We start from the raw sequence: 18,724 nt of genomic DNA, 5'->3' as shown, positions 1-18,724 counted from the left end.
AAAACCATTGATATACAAGGGCTAAACAACTTAAGAAGTAATCGCTCTTTTATTTACAGCTATTTCTCACACCCTGTGGATAAAACTGTTGATTTATTGTTAGAACTCGGTTAATTCTCTTCAATAACCTTAAAGAAAGCCTCTTGTGTAACAAGGTTTACAGAGGTATTTTGTAATTTTATTTGATCATTTAAATCGTACTTACCACTAACAGCAAGTTTTTTAGTCATCGCTAAATCTGCGATAGAAACCATTAAACGACCTTTATCTAATTTTTCAATAACTGCTGCTTGGAACTCTAAATTAGGATTCTGCATTAGATAGACTAATTTCCAATGAGAATTAGAAAAACGCTCCGTTTGTCTATTTGACTTAATAGGAATATCTACTTGAGCAATTATATTATCAACATCATCAACACTAATCATTTGCTTATTTTCTAAGAAATTACGTAATTGATAATGAACAAGTAAATCTAAATATCTTCTTAGAGGGCTTGTCACTTGTACATAAGAATCTAAACCCATACCTGCGTGAACATCAGGTTCTGTAGAGTACTTACCTCTTTGGAGCTTTTTACGTGTTGCAAACATATCAGCTATTGAGTCAATATTCTCTAAATCGTCTTGTTTAAGATCATGCTCTGGCTGTGTCGAAAAAGGTACACAAATATTATTTTCTTTACAAAACTGTCCAATCGCAACTCCAGCCATCAGCATAGTATCACGCACCAATGTTCTTGAGTTTAAGCGTGGTAAGTCAGTTAGTTTGACATTCTTATCATTATCTAATAATATTTTTATCTCAGGAAAATCAAGTTCTACCGCTCCTTTTGCCAAACGCTTATCAGTGAAATATTTAGCATAAATCTCTATTTCTCCGAGTTCTAGATTAGAGATATTTTCTTCAACGAACTCATAAGAATATCTAGTAACTTTTATATTACTAAAACATATCTCAATATCATGAATATCACCCGACTCATCAATTCTAAACCCTACTGACAAAGCTGGAGAAACTTCTTGTAGACCCAAACCTAACTTTTGTGTTGCCTGAGGTGGCAACATCGTAATTATATGCTCTGGCACATATAAGTTAGAACCTCGTGCTCTAGCCTCAAGATCTACTTCATCTCCAAAACTAATGCTAGAAGAAGGGTCAGCGATATGAACCCACATTTTATTTTGTTGAGCATCCCAACTAATTGCATCATCAGGATCATTACTACCCTCATCATCTATAGCATAGGCAGTCAGATGTGTTAGATCAGCACGCTGACTATCTGACTCAGAATTATACTTAAAATCAGTAGTATTACTTTCTAATTCCACACCATATCGATATAGATAAGGGTTAAAGAATTCATCCCAATAACCAATATCCAAGAGTAGCTTATACGCACTATTCTCAGACTCTTCCATATTTAAATATTTAAAGAAACGACATTTTGTACTTTTAAGTGTTGCTAAAGCCTCTATCTCTTTAAGGAACTTTGTGTCTTCGACATTAAAAGTCTTATTATTTAGACGTTCTATAAAATCATTTAGTTCTTGCTCTTTTTTGAGCTTCTCATGTTTATTCCTGACTACTTGATCTTTTTGCTCTTGTGTATGAATATTGATAGTAAAGTCATCATTAAAGCTAAAATACTCTCCCTCTGAAACCAAAAGCCATACAGTATAAGCTTGATTAGCTCCTACGGATTCAAAAAGAAGCTCACTTAATTCATCAATAGACGTTTGTTGCTGTTCTTGCAATAATTCCCATGTTAACTCTAACTCAGGAATTTCTAATCTCTCAAGCTTATCCAAATCGAAATCATGGTCTACAACTGTAAGTATTTGAACATTTTTTGCAGGTAATTTTATATTCTTACTATCTAAAATTTCTATTTCTATTTTTTTATCTAATATCTCTACAACCTTTGCAGGTTTTGATTTAAAAATTACTAAGGCATTTTTAATGCTCTGATTTTCAAGTAACATAAAAAAAGTTCGGATGCTATAATGATGAGATTATAACATTCAATAGTTTATATTTTTATGCTAAATGTCGATATTATACGCAGTAGATTTATCAGAATTATAGGAAATATAGTCAAACTGGTATCCAAGCTTTTTCATAAGATCTTCCCAAAAAAAAGATTTACTCTTCCAAGCTACAGCAAACCACTTATAAAAACAAACAAAGAGTCAAATGTTCCTAGAATTATTTGGCAAACAAATTTCACTAATAAGGTAACGCTACCGCTATATGTAAACTATCTGTTTAATCGTTTTATGGCTCCACGCTATGAGTATAGATTCATGGATAATGATGCTGCAGATAAATATATTGCCGAAAATCATCCAGAAGCTCTAAGCGCGTATAAAAAACTAACAGTCGGAGCAGCTAAAGCAGACTTATGGAGGCTATTGGCTATCTACAAAAATGGTGGTCTATATATAGATATGGATGGCTGTCTTGTTGCTAGACCTGAGAAGTTTTTGAAAGAAAATAACGAAATGTTTATAAAAGCTAAGCATAGAAAAGAAACAGATGAGTCTAAAAAGTACTACGCAACTAACTATTTTTTTGCAGCCGCTCCTAATAACTCAAAAATCAAAGAATATATTGATATTATTCTTAAAAATATCGAAGCTAACAGATCTGATTTAGGTGTTTGGTATTTAACAGGTCCTGGTGTGATGGAAGCAATCATGAATAATGAGAATACTACTTTTAGACATAGTAGAGAAACTTGTATACAGGGAGCTTTCACTAGTGATTACTTTCAATATATAGACAAACCAAATGCTCACTGGACAAAAACCGACAATAAAGATATTTTAGAACCTTAAATTACTTAATAACTTTATCTTAGTAGATAACTAGCAAAAATGAATAATTCTGGCTTTGAGAAAAATAAAATTAGCTTAGAAATTATTTATCTTCTTTCTTAACAGCTATACCAAGCTCATTTAATTGCTCAAGAGAAACATTAGATGGCGCTTCTGTCATCAAACAACTAGCTGTCTGAGTTTTAGGGAATGCGATAACATCACGAATGTTTGTAGTATTAGTAAGTAACATAATCAACCTATCAACACCAAATGCAATACCTCCATGAACAGGAGTACCATACGATAAAGCATCAAGCATAAAGCCAAATTTCTCACGAGCTTCTTCATCAGCGATACCTAGTAAACTAAATACTTTTGCTTGGATATCTTCTTTATGAATACGGATAGATCCCCCACCAACTTCATAACCATTAATAACCATATCATATGCTCTTGAGCTTAAGTCTTCAGGATTAATATTTGACAGCTCTTCTACAGACTCAACTTTGGGAGCTGTAAATGGATGGTGCATAGCATATAAACGATTCTCATCTTTCTCAAACATAGGAAAATCAACAACCCATAATGGTGCCCACTCTTTATCAAACAAGCCAAGGTCTTCACCAATTTTAGCTCTCAAAGCACCCATTGAGTCATTAACAATCTTAGCTTTAGCTGCACCAAAGAATAATACATCACCAACTTGGGCACCAGTTTTTTCAATTACATTGAATAGTGTCTCTTCAGAAATATTTTTCACGATCGGAGACTGTAATCCCTCTTTACCTTCAGATAGTGAGTTAATCTTAATATAAGCAAGTCCTCTTGCTCCATAAATACCAACAAACTTAGTATACTCATCAATTTTCTTACGGCTAAGTTTATCGTTTCCGCCTGGTATTCTCATTGCAATAACACGAGCTTCTGGATCATTTGCTGGGCCAGAGAATACTTTGAACTCTTCGTTCTTCATATCTTCTTTGATATTAACAAACTCAAGTGGGATTCTAAGATCTGGTTTATCTGAGCCATACTTATCTATAGCATCAGCAAAACTCATAACTTGGAAAGGAGTCTTAAACTCAACACCAATAGTTTCTTTGAATAATCCAGCAATCATTTTTTCCATAGTTGACATAATGAAAGCTTCATCTATAAATGAAGCCTCAATATCTATCTGTGTAAATTCTGGTTGTCTATCCGCTCTCAAGTCTTCATCGCGAAAACACTTAACAATTTGATAATATCTATCAAATCCAGAAACCATCAGTAGCTGCTTGAACAACTGAGGAGACTGAGGAAGAGCATAAAACTTACCATTAAAATTACGACTCGGTACAAGATAATCTCTAGCGCCCTCTGGTGTAGCCTTTGTCAAAAATGGTGTCTCGATATCTAAGAAACCATTATCGTCTAAGAAATTACGCACATATCTAATAGCTTTAGAACGTGTAATTAGTTTGTTTTGCATCTCTGGTCGGCGTAAATCAATATAGCGATACTTAAGTTTGACATCTTCACCTGTTGCTTGGAAATCATCTAACTGGAATGGAATTGTTTTAGACTTGTTTACTATCTCTAAGTCTTCACCAATGATTTCTACTTTACCACTAGCAAGATTTTTGTTCTCTTGACCTTCTGGACGTAGATTGACAGTACCAGTAGCTTTAATTACAAACTCGCCTCTCAAGCTATCCGCTATTTTAAAAGCCTTGCTTTCAGGATTAAAAACTAGCTGAACCAACCCAGTTCTATCTCTAATATCTAGAAAAATAACTCCACCATGATCGCGACGTCTATGCACCCAACCACAAATTGTTACTTTTTGATTTTGTAACTTCTCATTAACATCTGAACTATAATGTGTTCTCATTTAAATCAACCCTTTAAAAGTTTTTAAAAAATAAATAGACAAAATTTAATCACGATATTATAGCAAGAAATAATAAAGAAGACTAAGTTGATGCAAATAAAAAGTTAGATAATTATGAAAATATATGATTTTAGATATAAAAAGAGCACTCTAAAAAAACCTTCCTTTAAAAAGATAAAGCTAGAAGTCTTATGCAATGCCAAACTTACTTTTTCTCCAGTTAGACACTCTACCCTTAAAGTCTTTACTTTTAACATCAAAATCCATAGGATTACCTCCTATTTGCCATGGATAGTGTAATTTAAAACAAAAGTATAAACTTCCGATATTCGTCTCTTCTCTATTAGGTAAAGTATCCAAAGTGGTGAGTAAATTCTCATACTCTTTTTGTATTACTCTCTCTGCAAAATTAAATTTATTATCATCTTTTCTACCATAAGCTAAAACATCAAAGATATTCGACACTGCTGTTCCAATATTCCTAAAATAAATATCAAACAAAAAAGCTCTACGTTGACCTGTAACTCCATGACGATTTTTTAAACCATATCCTTTAGATTTAATGCTAGTGGCTTTAGATGTAATAGCATAGATAGGAGTTGTAATAGCATTTTTCAAAAAAGACTGGATATTTTGTAGTTCCACCTGTTTTAAATAGGCGTTATAATCAACTTCAGCTAAACTCTTACCGTCATGTGCACTACGATAACCATATCCTGAACCTAGATTAACAGGACCTAATATATTATCTACCAATGTTCCTGACAAGCCGTCTACAACACCTGTCTCCATTATTTTCAAGACATTATGTTTTGCAATAATACTAAGGCCAGAATAACTTAACCCAAGATTTATTCCAGATTGTGCTAGAGTCACTAACTGATCACATATAGATTGCACAACAACTCCAGATAGTCCTTCTACACCTGTATTTAATAAATTTGAATTTGCTTTTCTCTCATATTTCTTTTGATATTCCGTAATACCTCCTTGTAATAAAGCAATAGAAGTATTAAAGTTGACAAATGAAACAACATTTCTTAATTGTATCAAATTTTTTTTGGAATCATTTTCACTATATTTACCACTAGCAATATAATTAAAAATATCTATATATTCTTTTATCTGATCTTCGTCCAGACCTAGAGCATGATTTAGATATATTTTTATTTTTTCAGTATTACCAGGTATTAGATTAATAAAAGAACACATAAGAGCTATTATCTTACTTTGATCAGAACTTCCTAATAATTTATTACTATTAATATCTATCTTATCTGCATCATTTGACTTATTCTCTTGTAAAGATTCTTCAAATGTAGTAGTTGCATGGACATAATTGTAAATACTAGCATATACTCGAAAAGCAAATAAGGGATCCATATACGATGTATCTTTCAAGTCTGAAGCATTAGGCAAAAAAGAACATTCTCCAGGTCTAACGCCGGACAAACACTCATTATAATGGCGTTCTATAGTCTTTAGATCATATACACAAGCTGTGTAATAAATATTATATATAATAAATGCAAAAAGGCTTCCCTGCTCTATCTTTAAATTATCTCTCGCATTGCTTTCAGCTATTACAGGATACTTCTTAGCGAAAATCTTTAAAATAAATTTGATTTTTTCTCTTCTATTTACTTGACCTTTTTGATTATGTGATAATTCACGCTTTATATTCTCTGCCAATGCATTTTCATTAGCATCAGACATTATCATTCCACGATTAAAGACTTGAAGAACATCGCTCTTTTGATTACATATACGTCGATAATTAATATAATCATCACATGCAACATTAATTGCTGAAATAATTTTTTCAGATGAATAAACTCTCTCAATTTTTAGCATAAGAATTTCATTTACTACATTTTTTCGCATAGAATGTTTTATTCTACCAAATGATTCGATCTATCAATATATATCCAAAATAACACCTCCTGTTAATAATCCTACTATTAATCAAGAAAATAGAAAAATAAAAATTTTATTGAAATGTATTATGCTTAATACTTTTATAATCTGACTAGTATATACTTTGTATTAACTATCTTTTAAAACTCAAACAACTAAAAAATGATAAACGTAGAAAATATCAAACTTGACTACCTAAGCTCCGATGACTATCAAGAACTCAAAGAGGCTATGATAGAGGTTTACAATATTAGAAATCCTTATTGGGAAGACCACCAAATCGATACTCTAATAAAGAAGTTCCCTGAAGGGCAAGTCGTCATAAAAGTTAATGATCAACTAGCTGGCTGTGCTTTGTCGATCATAGTTGACTATAAAAAATTTGGTCATAAGCATACTTATAAAGAAATTACAGGTAATGATACTTTTAATACTCATAATGATGAGGGAGATGTTCTATATGGCATTGATCTATTTGTTAAACCTGAATTTAGGAGTATGCGTCTAGGCCGTAGGCTTTACGATTATAGAAAAGACCTGTGCGAGAGACTAAACTTAAAAAGCATTATTATTGGGGGCAGAATACCTGGATACCATGAGTATGCAGATAAGATGACTCCTCAGCAATACATCAACAAACTAAAAAGACAAGAGCTACACGATCCTGTTTTACGCTTTCAGATGAGTAATGATTTTCAACCTGTCAGAGTTGTTAAATCATATTTGGAAGGTGATATAGAGTCTAATGACTATGCAGTACTATTAAAATGGACAAATATCTACTATGAAGAGGAGGCAAAAGAAGCAGCTCCAATCAAAAAAGATGTACGCCTTGGACTAATTCAGTGGCAAATGCGATCTTACAAAAATCTAGATGAGCTGATGCAACATGCCGAATACTTTGTAAATGCCGTATCAAACTATAGATCTGATTTCGCATTGTTCCCTGAATTTTTCAATGCTCCGCTTATGGCTGAAAACAACCATTTATCAGAGCCTGAAGCTATCAGAGAATTAGCAAAACATACACAAACCATTACTGATAAATTTTCAGAATTTGCTGTAACTTATAATATCAACATTATCACAGGAAGCATGCCTGAGATGAAAGACGAGCGACTGTACAACGTTGGCTATTTATGTCGAAGAGATGGTACTGTTGAGAAATATGAAAAATTGCATGTAACACCAGATGAAGCAATGGTTTGGGGTCTACAAGGTGGAGACAAACTAGAGGTGTTTGATACTGATTGTGGTAAAATCGGTATATTGATATGCTATGATTCAGAGTTCCCCGAATTAAGTAGAATACTTGCTGAAGATGGTATGGATATACTCTTTGTACCATTTTTGACAGATACTCAAAATGGTTTCTCAAGAGTCAGAAACTGTGCACAAGCAAGAGCTATTGAAAATGAGTGTTATGTTGCTATAGCAGGTAGCGTGGGTAACCTGCCTAATGTTCACAATATGGACATCCAATATGCTCAATCAATGGTATTTACACCTTGTGACTTTGCTTTCCCAGCTACAGGTATCAAAGCCGAAACCACTCCAAATACTGAGATGATCCTAATTGCAGATGTTGATATCAATCTACTTCGTGAGCTGAATCAGTTTGGTAGTGTCAAGAATCTAAGAGATAGACGTAAAGACTTGTATACTCTTAATCGAAGAAGTTAGAAAAAATTAAACTATAAAGGCACCACACCTCTCATAAGCTAGGTCATTTAGTTTTAATTTAGATCTATTTACCAAAAACAATGTTGATCTATCTATTAAATTAAGACCTCAATATAATTTAGTAAATATTTATTTGAAAAATGTTTTGTTACAAAGTCACCATTATATCCAATATGCTCTATTTCATGACGCCAAGCCATTTTTCCAACAACCACCATCTGCTTCAAAATCTTTATTAATTAAAGTTTCCATAACCTTTGCTGCATGAAGAGGTGGTATTACAGTTTTAAATTCAAAGGCTCTAATTTTATTAACAATAGAAAACGAATATTCAACGTCTATTTCTTGAACAGTAAAAAACATATTATTAGAGAAATTTATTATATCAATAATACTGCTCGTATAATGGGAGCAAGACCTTTTGAATACCCCTCTGATACAAGCGAGACGGGTAAAATAAACATGATCTACCCCGTCAAACCTGGGACAGTTTACTTTCTCACTATATATTCAAACAGATATGGGGTTATTCCAATATATCGTCACTGTACCAGAACAGTGACGATATATGTAAAACTGACATATTTTATAATTCATGTGTAATATAGGTTAATAACCTATAAATGGATTAAAGCAATGATAGAACCTTCTACATCACAGTTAGTTAACTTGGCAGTGCCTATCTAACCATTAATTAGCATAATTTGTTTCATTATTTACAACCCTATATAATTCCAGGAAGTTAGAATCTATCGCTGCAGTACTTGCATTTGTCATACCCCAAAATTGAACACCTGCAAAATGGTTAGAATATAATTTATTAGCCTCAGTTATAAGTCTTATCGATCCTTCTGGTATTACATTTCCATTACTGTCAAGGAATTTCTCTTGTATTGTTCTTTTATGGTTATATAATGCAGTGACTTTATTTACTGGAAAACTTGGGAAGCGTAAAGCATTAATATTCATTTGATTAACTATACAATTTGAATCCTTATTAAAACATGTCATTCCTTGCCCCAACATAAATGTAATATTATCAATCATACTTTCATTACTCTGGATAAAGTCTACTAATTCTGCATTAAACCCTTTAGCCCAGTAACCTCCTTCAGCATATTGAGGCAAAATTATAGATATAACTATATTTTTATCCTGTTTTTTAAGCCTACTAATTGCATCTTTAATTTTTTCATAATCTTCTACTGTATATCTTCCTTCTCTAAATGCTGAACTTTCAATATCAAAAGCGACTCTATCAACTTTAACACCTCTGTCAGTTAAATACTTCACAGTATCTAATACCAAGTAACCAAAATCACCAGGATTCTGACAAATACCAGGGTCAAAAGGATCTACAACTCTTGTACTGCCTGTATCACCACCAAATACCAAACCCACAGAATTGCCAGTATTTTGATACTTTTTTAAAATATTTGCTGTAGTCTCATGCTCACCATCTACATATATATCTCTAGAAATAGGGTTCATAGCAGGATTCAGCTCACCACCAATCATTTCTTCCGCAAGATTATCATCTAGATTCTCAAATTTACAAACTACCTTGTTATCATCTTTATTGTTTCCATTTAAAAACAACATGCCGTAATTAGTACTTGAAATATTATAATCCTTTGCTTTCTCTAAGCATTGCAAATCATGAGCTGGACAAGATGTCGTTATAAAAGCTGTTTTAGATGTTCCTTGATCTAAAGCAAAAAGCGAACCCGTTGAAAATACTGATGTTGTAAGTAAGCTAGCGGATAAAAGTAATTTTTTAGATATCATATTATTTTCCTTTTAATTTAATAAAAACTATAGTTTCTCTAGTAGTTCTACGTTTTAACTGTATTTTTTTAATAGTCAACAATTGAATGTAGTAGACCTCTTACTTAACTAATCTAGAGCTCACAACTATAAATTCCAGCGATCAAATCAAACCTTAAACCATTTTTTTTGTTTTTTTGAGTCGTTCAATTGGTATTTCAGTCGCATCTATCAGTACAGCTTCACAGTCAACATCACTTTTCAATTAGAAAAGCAGTATAAAAATTTAATCTACTACATGCAATATCCATTTTTTGATAGGTACTATCAATTCCTAATAGATGTTATATTCAGGAAGGTATTGCATTAAGTTATAAATGGATGAGAATGTTTAAGAGGGGACAGCTTTAATATTTGTCCTAAATTGTGTTATTGATTTGTAAAAATTGATTTAATATAAAACTAAGCCTTACTCCCATACTCTTGCATATGTTTTGCAATACGTTTATTAGTACCATACATAAAGTGGTTTTCCATTTTTTCTTTATATTTGCTACCTGGAACAGTTAAGCCAACAGCGTCTGCAACTTCTCTAATTAACATAGGGCTTGCTCCACAACAAACTCCTAAATAGTTAGCACCAAAGTCATAAGCTTCTTTGGCGAAATCTCTAATCTCATAGCGATTACAATACAAAGGATCTAGTGCCGTTGGAAAAGTTCTTCCATGAGGTGCTGGACAACCACAACCATTATTATCTGGCAAATTAAAAAATGTAGGATGACTATCGGTTGTTCTATATGGGATAGGAAGCCCTGCGACATGACACTTAACAGCCTCACGAATTTTCTTTAGATCAGGAAGCATTGTTTGCGGACCTCTAAAACAATTTAGACCAACAACATCAGCTCCTAATTGCTCCAACTCTTTACAAGTATCTACAATACTCCAACCATCACGCATAGTATTTTGAGCCATTGGTGCTATAGTTAATACCGTTGGGAGGTTTGCCTTTTTCATGATCTCTAGAGCTCTAAAAGCTTCCTCTGCATAATAGAATGTTTCTCCAATCAGAATATCAGCACCTTCTTCGGTAGCCCAAGTAATCATCTCATCAAACATTCTAGTTACTTCTTTTTGAGACTCTTGATCACCTTGCTTCCAAATATTTGAGTTAGAGATATTACCTGCCAATAGATTCGGCTGAACTCCCTCAGGCGTTGTATCGGCAACTTTTTTAGCGATTCTAAGCGCCTCTCTATTTAGCTTCTCAAGCAAATGCTCTTTACCTATAACCCTGAGCTTCTCTCGATGACCATTGTAGGTAAAAGCTTCTACTATATCTGATCCAGCATGCTGGAAATCTCTATGTAAATTTTCTAAAACCTCTGGATGTTCCAATGACACCATAGGTACAAACTCGCCTGATGACATATAGCCACGACGCTCAATCTCAAATAGGAAACCTTCTGCACAGATTACAGGACCTTTATCTAGCCTCTCAAGTAGATTTTCTTTTTTCATTTTTGGAAATCTCCATGTTTTTAGTTAATAAACAAACTTTTTGATTATTTGCAAAAAGTCTCCTACTAAAACGATGGGGGTACAAAACTTAAAAGAAATGTTCGTTTTAGCAGGACTTATAAAGCGCTCGCAAGTTGAAATAAATCAGCGCTATGAAACTAAATTACATGATTCTAAATACAAGAACAACATTTTACAGTAAAAAAACACTTATATTTAGGAAAATAAGAACAGATAATAAAATAATTAGATAAAATTTTGTAAGCTATATTTAGCCTCCAAAAACTCATAAATACCATCATCAGACCCTTCTCTACCAAGACCTGATTGCTTAACCCCACCAAATGGTGCTTTCTCGTTTGAGATAGCTCCTGAATTTATACCTACCATTCCATAAGCTAAAGCATTTCTCACTCTTCTAATCTGGTTCATATCACTACTGAAGAAATAGCTTGCTAAACCATACTTGGTGTTATTAGCTCTTTGGATAACTTCATCTTCAGACTCAAAACTAAAAATAGCTATAACTGGTCCGAAGGTCTCTTCGCAACTGATAACCATACTATCTTGCATATTTTCTAGAATAGTAGGCTCATAAAAGTTGCCTCCTAGCTCTGGATTTATCCTACCACCACAAACTAGCTTTGCTCCGTTATCTAAAGCATTATCAACATGAGACTGTACTTTATCGACAGCTGCGGCATTAATCAAAGGTCCTACTTTAATACCTTCATCTAACCCATTACCTTGCCTAAGATCAAGGACAGCTGACTTCAATCTAGTAATAAAATCTTCTTTTATAGACTGATGAACAAAAACACGATTTGGAGCTACACATACTTGACCAGCATTTCTTATTTTCGATGCTAGCAAACCTTCGATAGCCTTTTCGATATTAGCGCTTTTGAAGACTATAAATGGTGCATTACCTCCCAGCTCCAGAGAAACTTTCTTAACAGTATCCGCTGCTTGCTGCATTAGGAGTTTGCCAACTCTTGTTGATCCTGTGAAAGTGATTTTTCTGACTAAATTACTCTTCTGAAATTCATAACCTATGACCTTTGAATCCCCACATACTATCTGCAGAAGATTCTCATCAGCCCCAGCCTCAACAAAAAGTTCGCGTGCAGCAAAAGCTGTCAGAGGCGTTAACTCAGAAGGTTTAACAATGACACTACATCCAGCAGCTATTGCAGGGGCTGCCTTACGAGTAATCATCGCAAGAGGAAAATTCCAGGGTGTAATTGCAGCAACCACACCAACAGGATAATAATCTACCCTTCCCTCAGAATTACTAATATTTGGATCAAAAACACGTGAATCTATTCTTTTTGCCTTTTCTGCATACCATTTGATAAAGCTAGCTCCATATCGAACTTCTATTTTTGCTTCAGCCAGAGGCTTACCGCTCTCTAGTGTGATAATCTCTGCTAAATCATCAGAATTTTCTATTATCAAATCAAACCATTTTTCTAATAACTTCGATTTTTCACTTGAAGGAGTATTTTTAAATATATTTTGCGCATGTTTAGCTACTAGAATACTATCCTCAACATACTCTGAGGATTTCTCTTCTAAACGACAAATTGACTTATTTGTAGCAGGATTAACTACATCAAAACTTTTTGCACCAGAAAAAGAGTATTTATCTATCACTTTTTTTAGAAGCTTGTTAGACATATTTGCCTCCTAGGTTTATATTGCTTGAATAGCTGTTATCGCAATTGTATAAGTTATATCATCTACAGTTGCACCTCTAGATAGATCATTAACAGGCTTATTTATACCTTGTAGCACAGGGCCAATACTTAATACATTTGCACTTCGTTGGACTGCTTTATAGACAGTGTTACCTGTGTTTAAATCAGGGAATATTAGTACAGTAGCTTTACCTGCAACTGGACTATTTGGAGCTTTTTTCTTCGCTACACTCTCGATCATAGCAGCATCATACTGAAGTGGTCCATCCACCAATAAATCAGGAGCACTTTGTTTAAGCAGCTCTGTTGCTTTACGCACCTTTTCAACTTGAACCCCAGAACCTGATGAACCTGTACTATAACTAATCATCGCAACACGAGGCTCAATGCCAAACTTCTTAGCGGATTCAGCACTTTGTATCGCGATGTCAACTAACTGCTCTGCTGTAGGATCTTGATTAACAGCGCAATCTCCGAATACTATAACTTCATCAGGCATACACATAAAAAACACCGATGATACTAATGATGAGTTTGGCTTAGTTTTCACCAATTGTAATGCTGGTCTAAGAACAGCTGCAGTAGTATGCTCAGCACCAGACACTAATCCATCAACTTCACCCAAATAAAGCATAAGTGTTGCTACAACTATTGGATCTTTTAGAGCATCTCGAGCCATACTTTCAGACAAACCTTTATGCTTTCTAAGCTCCATCAATGTTTTTAGGTATTTTGTTTCAGCTTCATCAACAACAGTTACAACTTCGATACTCTCAGGTAAACTAAATCCATTCATCTCAGCAACTTTAAAGATTTTCTCTCTATCACCGATAAGTACACACTCCGCTAAGCCTTGTTCATGACAGTTTTTGGCTGCCTGCAAAGTTCTTGGCTCATAACTCTCTGGTAAAATGATTCTCTTTTTAGCTTTTCGCGCCATCTTCAAAAGATGATATCTAAATGCTGGAGGCGACATCACCTGATGCTCAGTGACATCTGAAGTAATACAATTAACTATCGCATCTCTATCTAGAGATGAAGATATTACTTCTTTAACTTTTTGAATACGCTCTTTATCATCAATAGGTATTCCCATTAGGTCTATATTTGCAAGTTTTAAAATTGTATTTACACTTTTATTTTTTGTTGTCAGAATTGCTAAACCTGCTTTTTTAGCAGTTTCTACACATAACTCCCTGACTTTATCATTAAGATATTCTTCAGCTGTTAAGATAATTCCTGTTATTTTCATACCATTTTTCGCAGCTAAGCAAATTGTAACTAAAATATCAGATCTATCAGCAGCAGTTATAACCAGAGAATTTGGAGTCAAATCACTTATAAAGTTATCAACTCCTCTCGAACACATCATTACCCTTTCAACTCGAGCCTCTAAGCCAACTTCTGATATGTGCTTCAGTTTAAGAATACTTTTGATGTCTAATACTCTTGGCGAAGTTCTTTCTTTATCCCACTCAACCACACCCAAAAGAGCTAACCCTTTTTGTTTAAATACTGATAACTCTTTGAGCTCCTCTATACTTACATGCTGTTGTTTGTCATAGGTAATATCTTCTTCAGTCAAACTAAAACTAACTCTTCCATCATCATCATAAGGTGCATTTAACTTTGTAATTACAGCACCCATAATGTTAACTTGCTTGGGTAGGCTTCGCATAACATAATCAAGCTCATCATTGATATCATCTATAGGCTTATTACCATGGTATGAAGCTATTATCACTTCCAAACCAAGAGCTTTTATAATCTCTATATTCAACTCATCAACAACCGCATTGATTGGATATAATCTATGGTAGTTATTACCTTGCCTAAATAGGCCCGATATTACAGCAAAATCCGAATCTTGACACTTCTCATAAAACTTACTTATGACTATTTCAACATAGTCTTTTACACGATTATTAAGCAAATACGATTCTATCTGTTCAATGCTCATACCCATATCGTAAATAGGATGAAATGAGCCAACTTTTAATCCTTTCTGCTGTAGTGCATATACCACACTACTTGCCAAAATTCTAAGACCCGTATGTTTTGATGTAGGAAGGATAAATATTGATTTTTTCATAGCAAACTCTTATATCAAACTTTGTGTTTCTTGAGCTATCATAAGCTCTTCATTAGTTGCAATAACCATTATATTATGACTATTTCCTGTACTTATAAATGTTTCTGATTTCACATTTTTAGCATCATCTATCTCAAAACCTATATTCGCTAACTTAGAAACTACACTTTCGCGAATATTAATGGCATTCTCACCAATCCCCCCTGTGAAAACCAAACCATCAAAGTCTTTAAAATAGATCATATAGCTACCAACAAATTTGGCAATCCTATGACAAAATATTTCAATAGCTAGCTTAGCTAGTTTATCACCTCTATCAGCAAGCTCAGAAACCTCTCGCATATCACTATGACCACAGATTCCTAATAGACCACTTTTTTTGTTTAGCATATTTGTGATATCTGCAATACTCCAGCCAAGATTATCTGAGATATATGCAAAAACACTAGGATCTATACAGCCAGAACGAGTTCCCATGACAAGCCCATCTAATGGAGTAAGCCCCATACTTGTATCGATGCTTTTACCATTAACAACAGCTGTAATACTGCAACCATTGCCTAAGTGAGCAACTATCACATTAGCAGCATCTTGATTTAATATTTTTGCAGCTTGTTGAGAAACGTATTTATGTGAAGTTCCATGGGCGCCATATTTACGTATATTATGCTCACACGTTAGCTCTCTAGGTATCGCATACTCTGCAACATACTCAGGCATAGTTTGGTGAAATGCTGTATCAAATACTGCTACTTGAGGTAGATTCGGAAAAATCTGCTGACAAAATGTGATACCTTCAATATGCGCTGGATTATGTAGAGGTGCTAAAGGTATACAATCTTTTATCTTCTGTAATGAATCTTTGTCTATAATTACAGATTTTGAAAAATACTGACCCCCATGAACTACTCTATGACCAATCGCAGAAATTTTTTCTAAATAATTGTTCTCTACCAAAAAATCTTTTAAAAGCTCAAAAATATCTTTGTACCTACCATTTTCTATAAGCTTATGAACTTTCTGCTGAGCTTTAAAAGTTATCTTACAATTACTAGCTCCGATATTCTCGGCAAGACCTGTAACAAGTGACTCTGATGTTTGGGGATTCATAAGCGCAAATTTAACTGATGAGCTCCCACAATTTAAGACTAATATGTATGACATAAATGAATTGAAGAATAAAATAAGAAGTAACTATATTATATAACAATCTTGTGAGTAGTGGCAGTTAGTACACTATATTTCAATATGATTCTATATATGATTAAAATGGTATATCATCATCAAAGTTTGATGAATTAATCTCAGCAAAATCAGGCATTTTATCCTGTTTTGGTGCTGGTTGCTGATTATTTTGAGCAAAACTATTATTAGGCTGTTGATTAAAGTTGGGATTAGGGTTGTTTTGGTAGTTTGAACTACCCTGAGAATTACCACCACCAACAAACTGGAAATTACTAACAACAACTTCTGTAGTATATTGCATATTACCGTTTTTATCTTGCCACTTGTTAGTACGAAGCCTACCTTCTATAAAAAGTTGTGTACCTTTATTTGCATATCTTTGGATAGCCTCTGCAGACTTACCAAACACAACAACTCTATGCCACTCAGTGGTTATATTTTCACCCATACCATCATTAGTTGCGATACTTAGTGTAGCTACTGTAGTACCGTTTTGAGTAGTTCTAACTTCTGGATCATTACCTAATCTACCCAACAAAATAACCTTATTTACTGTTCCTTTGGCCATCTTTAACTCCTATATTTTTTAATATTTCTAATAATAAAGCTTACAGTAAAAAAGTTTAAGAATAAAACTTATCTGCTTAAATTTTCCCACTAATTACAAAATTTATCTCATCAAAATCAAAGCCATTATATAAGAGATAATTAATCGCTTTTTGCTTTAATTTCAAATCTTTTTGTAGCTTACTTAGATCTTTATATTTCTTATGCAAACACTGATGACAAATATCAATCCAGTCGACCTCAGCCTCTTGTAAAAAAACCTCTACTAATTCTTGTGACAAACCTTTTTGGTAAACAGCTGTATTTATAATTCTTCGTTTGCCTCGATACTTAGCAATTTCACTCATTATAAACACTCGCGCAAATCTCTCATCTGATAGCCACTTATTCTTTTCAAACTCATCTAATAGAGCTACTATTTGATCGCATGAAATATTATCACGAGTCGTAAGCTTATCAGAAAGTTGTTTGCGGGAATAATCTTGCTTAGCAAGTAGATATAAAAGATAATTTTTCTCTTTAGATAAGCTCATCTTGTGTAGCTTGTTTCGACTTAGATTGCTTTGCAGGTTTAGACTCTTCTTGAGGTTGTTCTTCTACAGCATATTTATGTGGCAATAAAAGTTCCAAAAGAGCTTTTTCTATCTCATCACGTTCTACTGTATTTTCTTTAAGGTAATCTTTTGATTTTTCTTTACCTTGACCAATCTTTTTACCTTTATAGCTATACCAAGCGCCAGACTTCTCTACAATTCCATGTTTAGCACCAAGGTCAATAAGTTCTGCTTCAAGCGAGATACCTTCTCCATAAATGAGCTCAAACTCAGCTTGCTTAAATGGAGGAGCAACCTTATTTTTAACAATTTTAACTTTTATTTCATTACCATTAACATCTACACCATCTTTAATAGCTCCACCCTTTCTAACTTCTAACCTAACAGAAGCATAAAACTTAAGAGCATTACCACCAGTGGTAGTTTCAGGATTGCCAAACATTACCCCGATTTTCATACGTATTTGGTTAATGAACATTACCAAAGTGTTTGAGCGTTTGATATTTGCTGTTAATTTTCTAAGCGCTTGAGACATTAGTCTTGCCTGAAGGCCCATGTGAGAGTCTCCCATATCACCTTCAATCTCTGCCTTAGGAGTGAGTGCTGCAACAGAGTCTATTACTACAATATCAACTCCTCCAGAACGAACTAACATATCTGCAATCTCTAATGCCTGCTCACCGGTATCTGGCTGAGAAACTATCAGATCATCTACATTTACACCCAAAAGCTTAGCATACTTAGGATCTAGAGCATGTTCTGCATCAACAAAGGCTGCTGTACCACCTTGTTTTTGGCACTGTGCAATTGCTAAGAGAGTAAGCGTAGTCTTACCAGATGATTCATGTCCATATATTTCAATAATACGCCCTTTAGGATACCCTCCTATGCCCAATGCAACATCAAGAGCAATAATACCTGAAGGGATAACATCTATATCATGAGCTGTCTCTTGATCACCCAATCTCATAATAGAGCCTTTACCAAACTGCTTCTCAATCTGTGAGAGCGCTGACTCTAGAGCTTTTTCTTTACTCATA

Annotated in this window: 14 protein-coding genes; 2 read left to right on the top strand and 12 right to left on the bottom strand. The window is 34.0% G+C overall.

Features of this window, described 5'->3' with window-relative positions:
• Positions 1–110 precede the first annotated feature (110 nt).
• Positions 111–1,985, bottom strand: coding sequence for a ribonuclease catalytic domain-containing protein (locus F7308_RS00610; RefSeq protein ID WP_013921915.1), 1,875 nt, complete (start codon positions 1,983–1,985; stop codon positions 111–113).
• 57 nt (positions 1,986–2,042) lie between these two features.
• Here F7308_RS00610 and F7308_RS00605 point away from each other — a divergent pair, with 57 nt between their 5' ends.
• The gene (locus tag F7308_RS00605; RefSeq protein WP_041263572.1) at positions 2,043–2,840 is read left to right on the top strand and encodes a glycosyltransferase family 32 protein; all 798 of its coding nucleotides are present in this window, start codon (positions 2,043–2,045) and stop codon (positions 2,838–2,840) included.
• Positions 2,841–2,922: 82 nt separating this feature from the next.
• Here the strand turns inward: F7308_RS00605 and aspS are convergent, their stop codons facing one another.
• A complete protein-coding gene (gene aspS, locus F7308_RS00600; RefSeq protein ID WP_013921913.1) occupies positions 2,923–4,695 on the bottom strand; it encodes an aspartate--tRNA ligase in 1,773 nt (590 codons plus the stop codon).
• A gap of 189 nt (positions 4,696–4,884) precedes the next feature.
• The gene (locus F7308_RS00595; RefSeq protein ID WP_041263571.1) at positions 4,885–6,579 is read right to left on the bottom strand and encodes a hypothetical protein; all 1,695 of its coding nucleotides are present in this window, start codon (positions 6,577–6,579) and stop codon (positions 4,885–4,887) included.
• Between the two features lie 195 nt (positions 6,580–6,774).
• On the opposite strand from F7308_RS00595, the gene F7308_RS00590 reads away from it, so the two are divergent.
• On the top strand, positions 6,775–8,295 hold the full coding sequence (locus F7308_RS00590) for a carbon-nitrogen hydrolase family protein (RefSeq protein ID WP_013921911.1): 1,521 nt from the start codon (positions 6,775–6,777) through the stop codon (positions 8,293–8,295).
• A 183-nt stretch (positions 8,296–8,478) separates the two neighbouring features.
• Here the strand turns inward: F7308_RS00590 and F7308_RS00585 are convergent, their stop codons facing one another.
• From F7308_RS00585 to recA, 9 genes are all read right to left on the bottom strand, one after another.
• The gene (locus tag F7308_RS00585; RefSeq protein ID WP_013921909.1) at positions 8,479–8,658 is read right to left on the bottom strand and encodes a hypothetical protein; all 180 of its coding nucleotides are present in this window, start codon (positions 8,656–8,658) and stop codon (positions 8,479–8,481) included.
• Between the two features lie 327 nt (positions 8,659–8,985).
• Positions 8,986–10,083 (bottom strand): hypothetical protein, encoded by a 1,098-nt coding sequence (locus tag F7308_RS00580; RefSeq protein WP_013921908.1) that lies wholly within the window; start codon positions 10,081–10,083, stop codon positions 8,986–8,988.
• A 441-nt stretch (positions 10,084–10,524) separates the two neighbouring features.
• Positions 10,525–11,586, bottom strand: coding sequence for a homocysteine S-methyltransferase family protein (locus F7308_RS00575; RefSeq protein WP_013921907.1), 1,062 nt, complete (start codon positions 11,584–11,586; stop codon positions 10,525–10,527).
• A gap of 246 nt (positions 11,587–11,832) precedes the next feature.
• Positions 11,833–13,266 carry an NAD-dependent succinate-semialdehyde dehydrogenase gene (locus F7308_RS00570; RefSeq protein WP_013921906.1) on the bottom strand — a complete coding sequence of 478 codons (1,434 nt, stop codon included), beginning with the start codon at positions 13,264–13,266 and terminating at the stop codon, positions 11,833–11,835.
• A gap of 15 nt (positions 13,267–13,281) precedes the next feature.
• Complete coding sequence (gene pta / locus F7308_RS00565; RefSeq protein WP_013921905.1) at positions 13,282–15,378, bottom strand: phosphate acetyltransferase; 2,097 nt, start codon at positions 15,376–15,378, stop codon at positions 13,282–13,284.
• A 9-nt stretch (positions 15,379–15,387) separates the two neighbouring features.
• Entirely contained in the window at positions 15,388–16,542 is a 1,155-nt protein-coding gene (locus tag F7308_RS00560; RefSeq protein WP_041263570.1) for an acetate/propionate family kinase, read from the bottom strand.
• A gap of 100 nt (positions 16,543–16,642) precedes the next feature.
• A complete protein-coding gene (locus F7308_RS00555; RefSeq protein ID WP_013921903.1) occupies positions 16,643–17,131 on the bottom strand; it encodes a single-stranded DNA-binding protein in 489 nt (162 codons plus the stop codon).
• Between the two features lie 76 nt (positions 17,132–17,207).
• Positions 17,208–17,663 (bottom strand): regulatory protein RecX, encoded by a 456-nt coding sequence (locus F7308_RS00550; protein WP_013921902.1) that lies wholly within the window; start codon positions 17,661–17,663, stop codon positions 17,208–17,210.
• On the bottom strand, positions 17,650–18,723 hold the full coding sequence (gene recA / locus F7308_RS00545) for a recombinase RecA (RefSeq protein ID WP_013921901.1): 1,074 nt from the start codon (positions 18,721–18,723) through the stop codon (positions 17,650–17,652). Before recA ends, F7308_RS00550 begins: the two co-directional genes overlap by 14 nt.
• Between the last annotated feature and the right edge of the window lies 1 nt (position 18,724).

This window comes from Francisella salina (genome assembly GCF_000219045.1).
In the GTDB taxonomy this organism is placed as follows: domain Bacteria; phylum Pseudomonadota; class Gammaproteobacteria; order Francisellales; family Francisellaceae; genus Francisella; species Francisella salimarina.
This window is presented reverse-complemented; position numbering and strand designations above follow the sequence as displayed.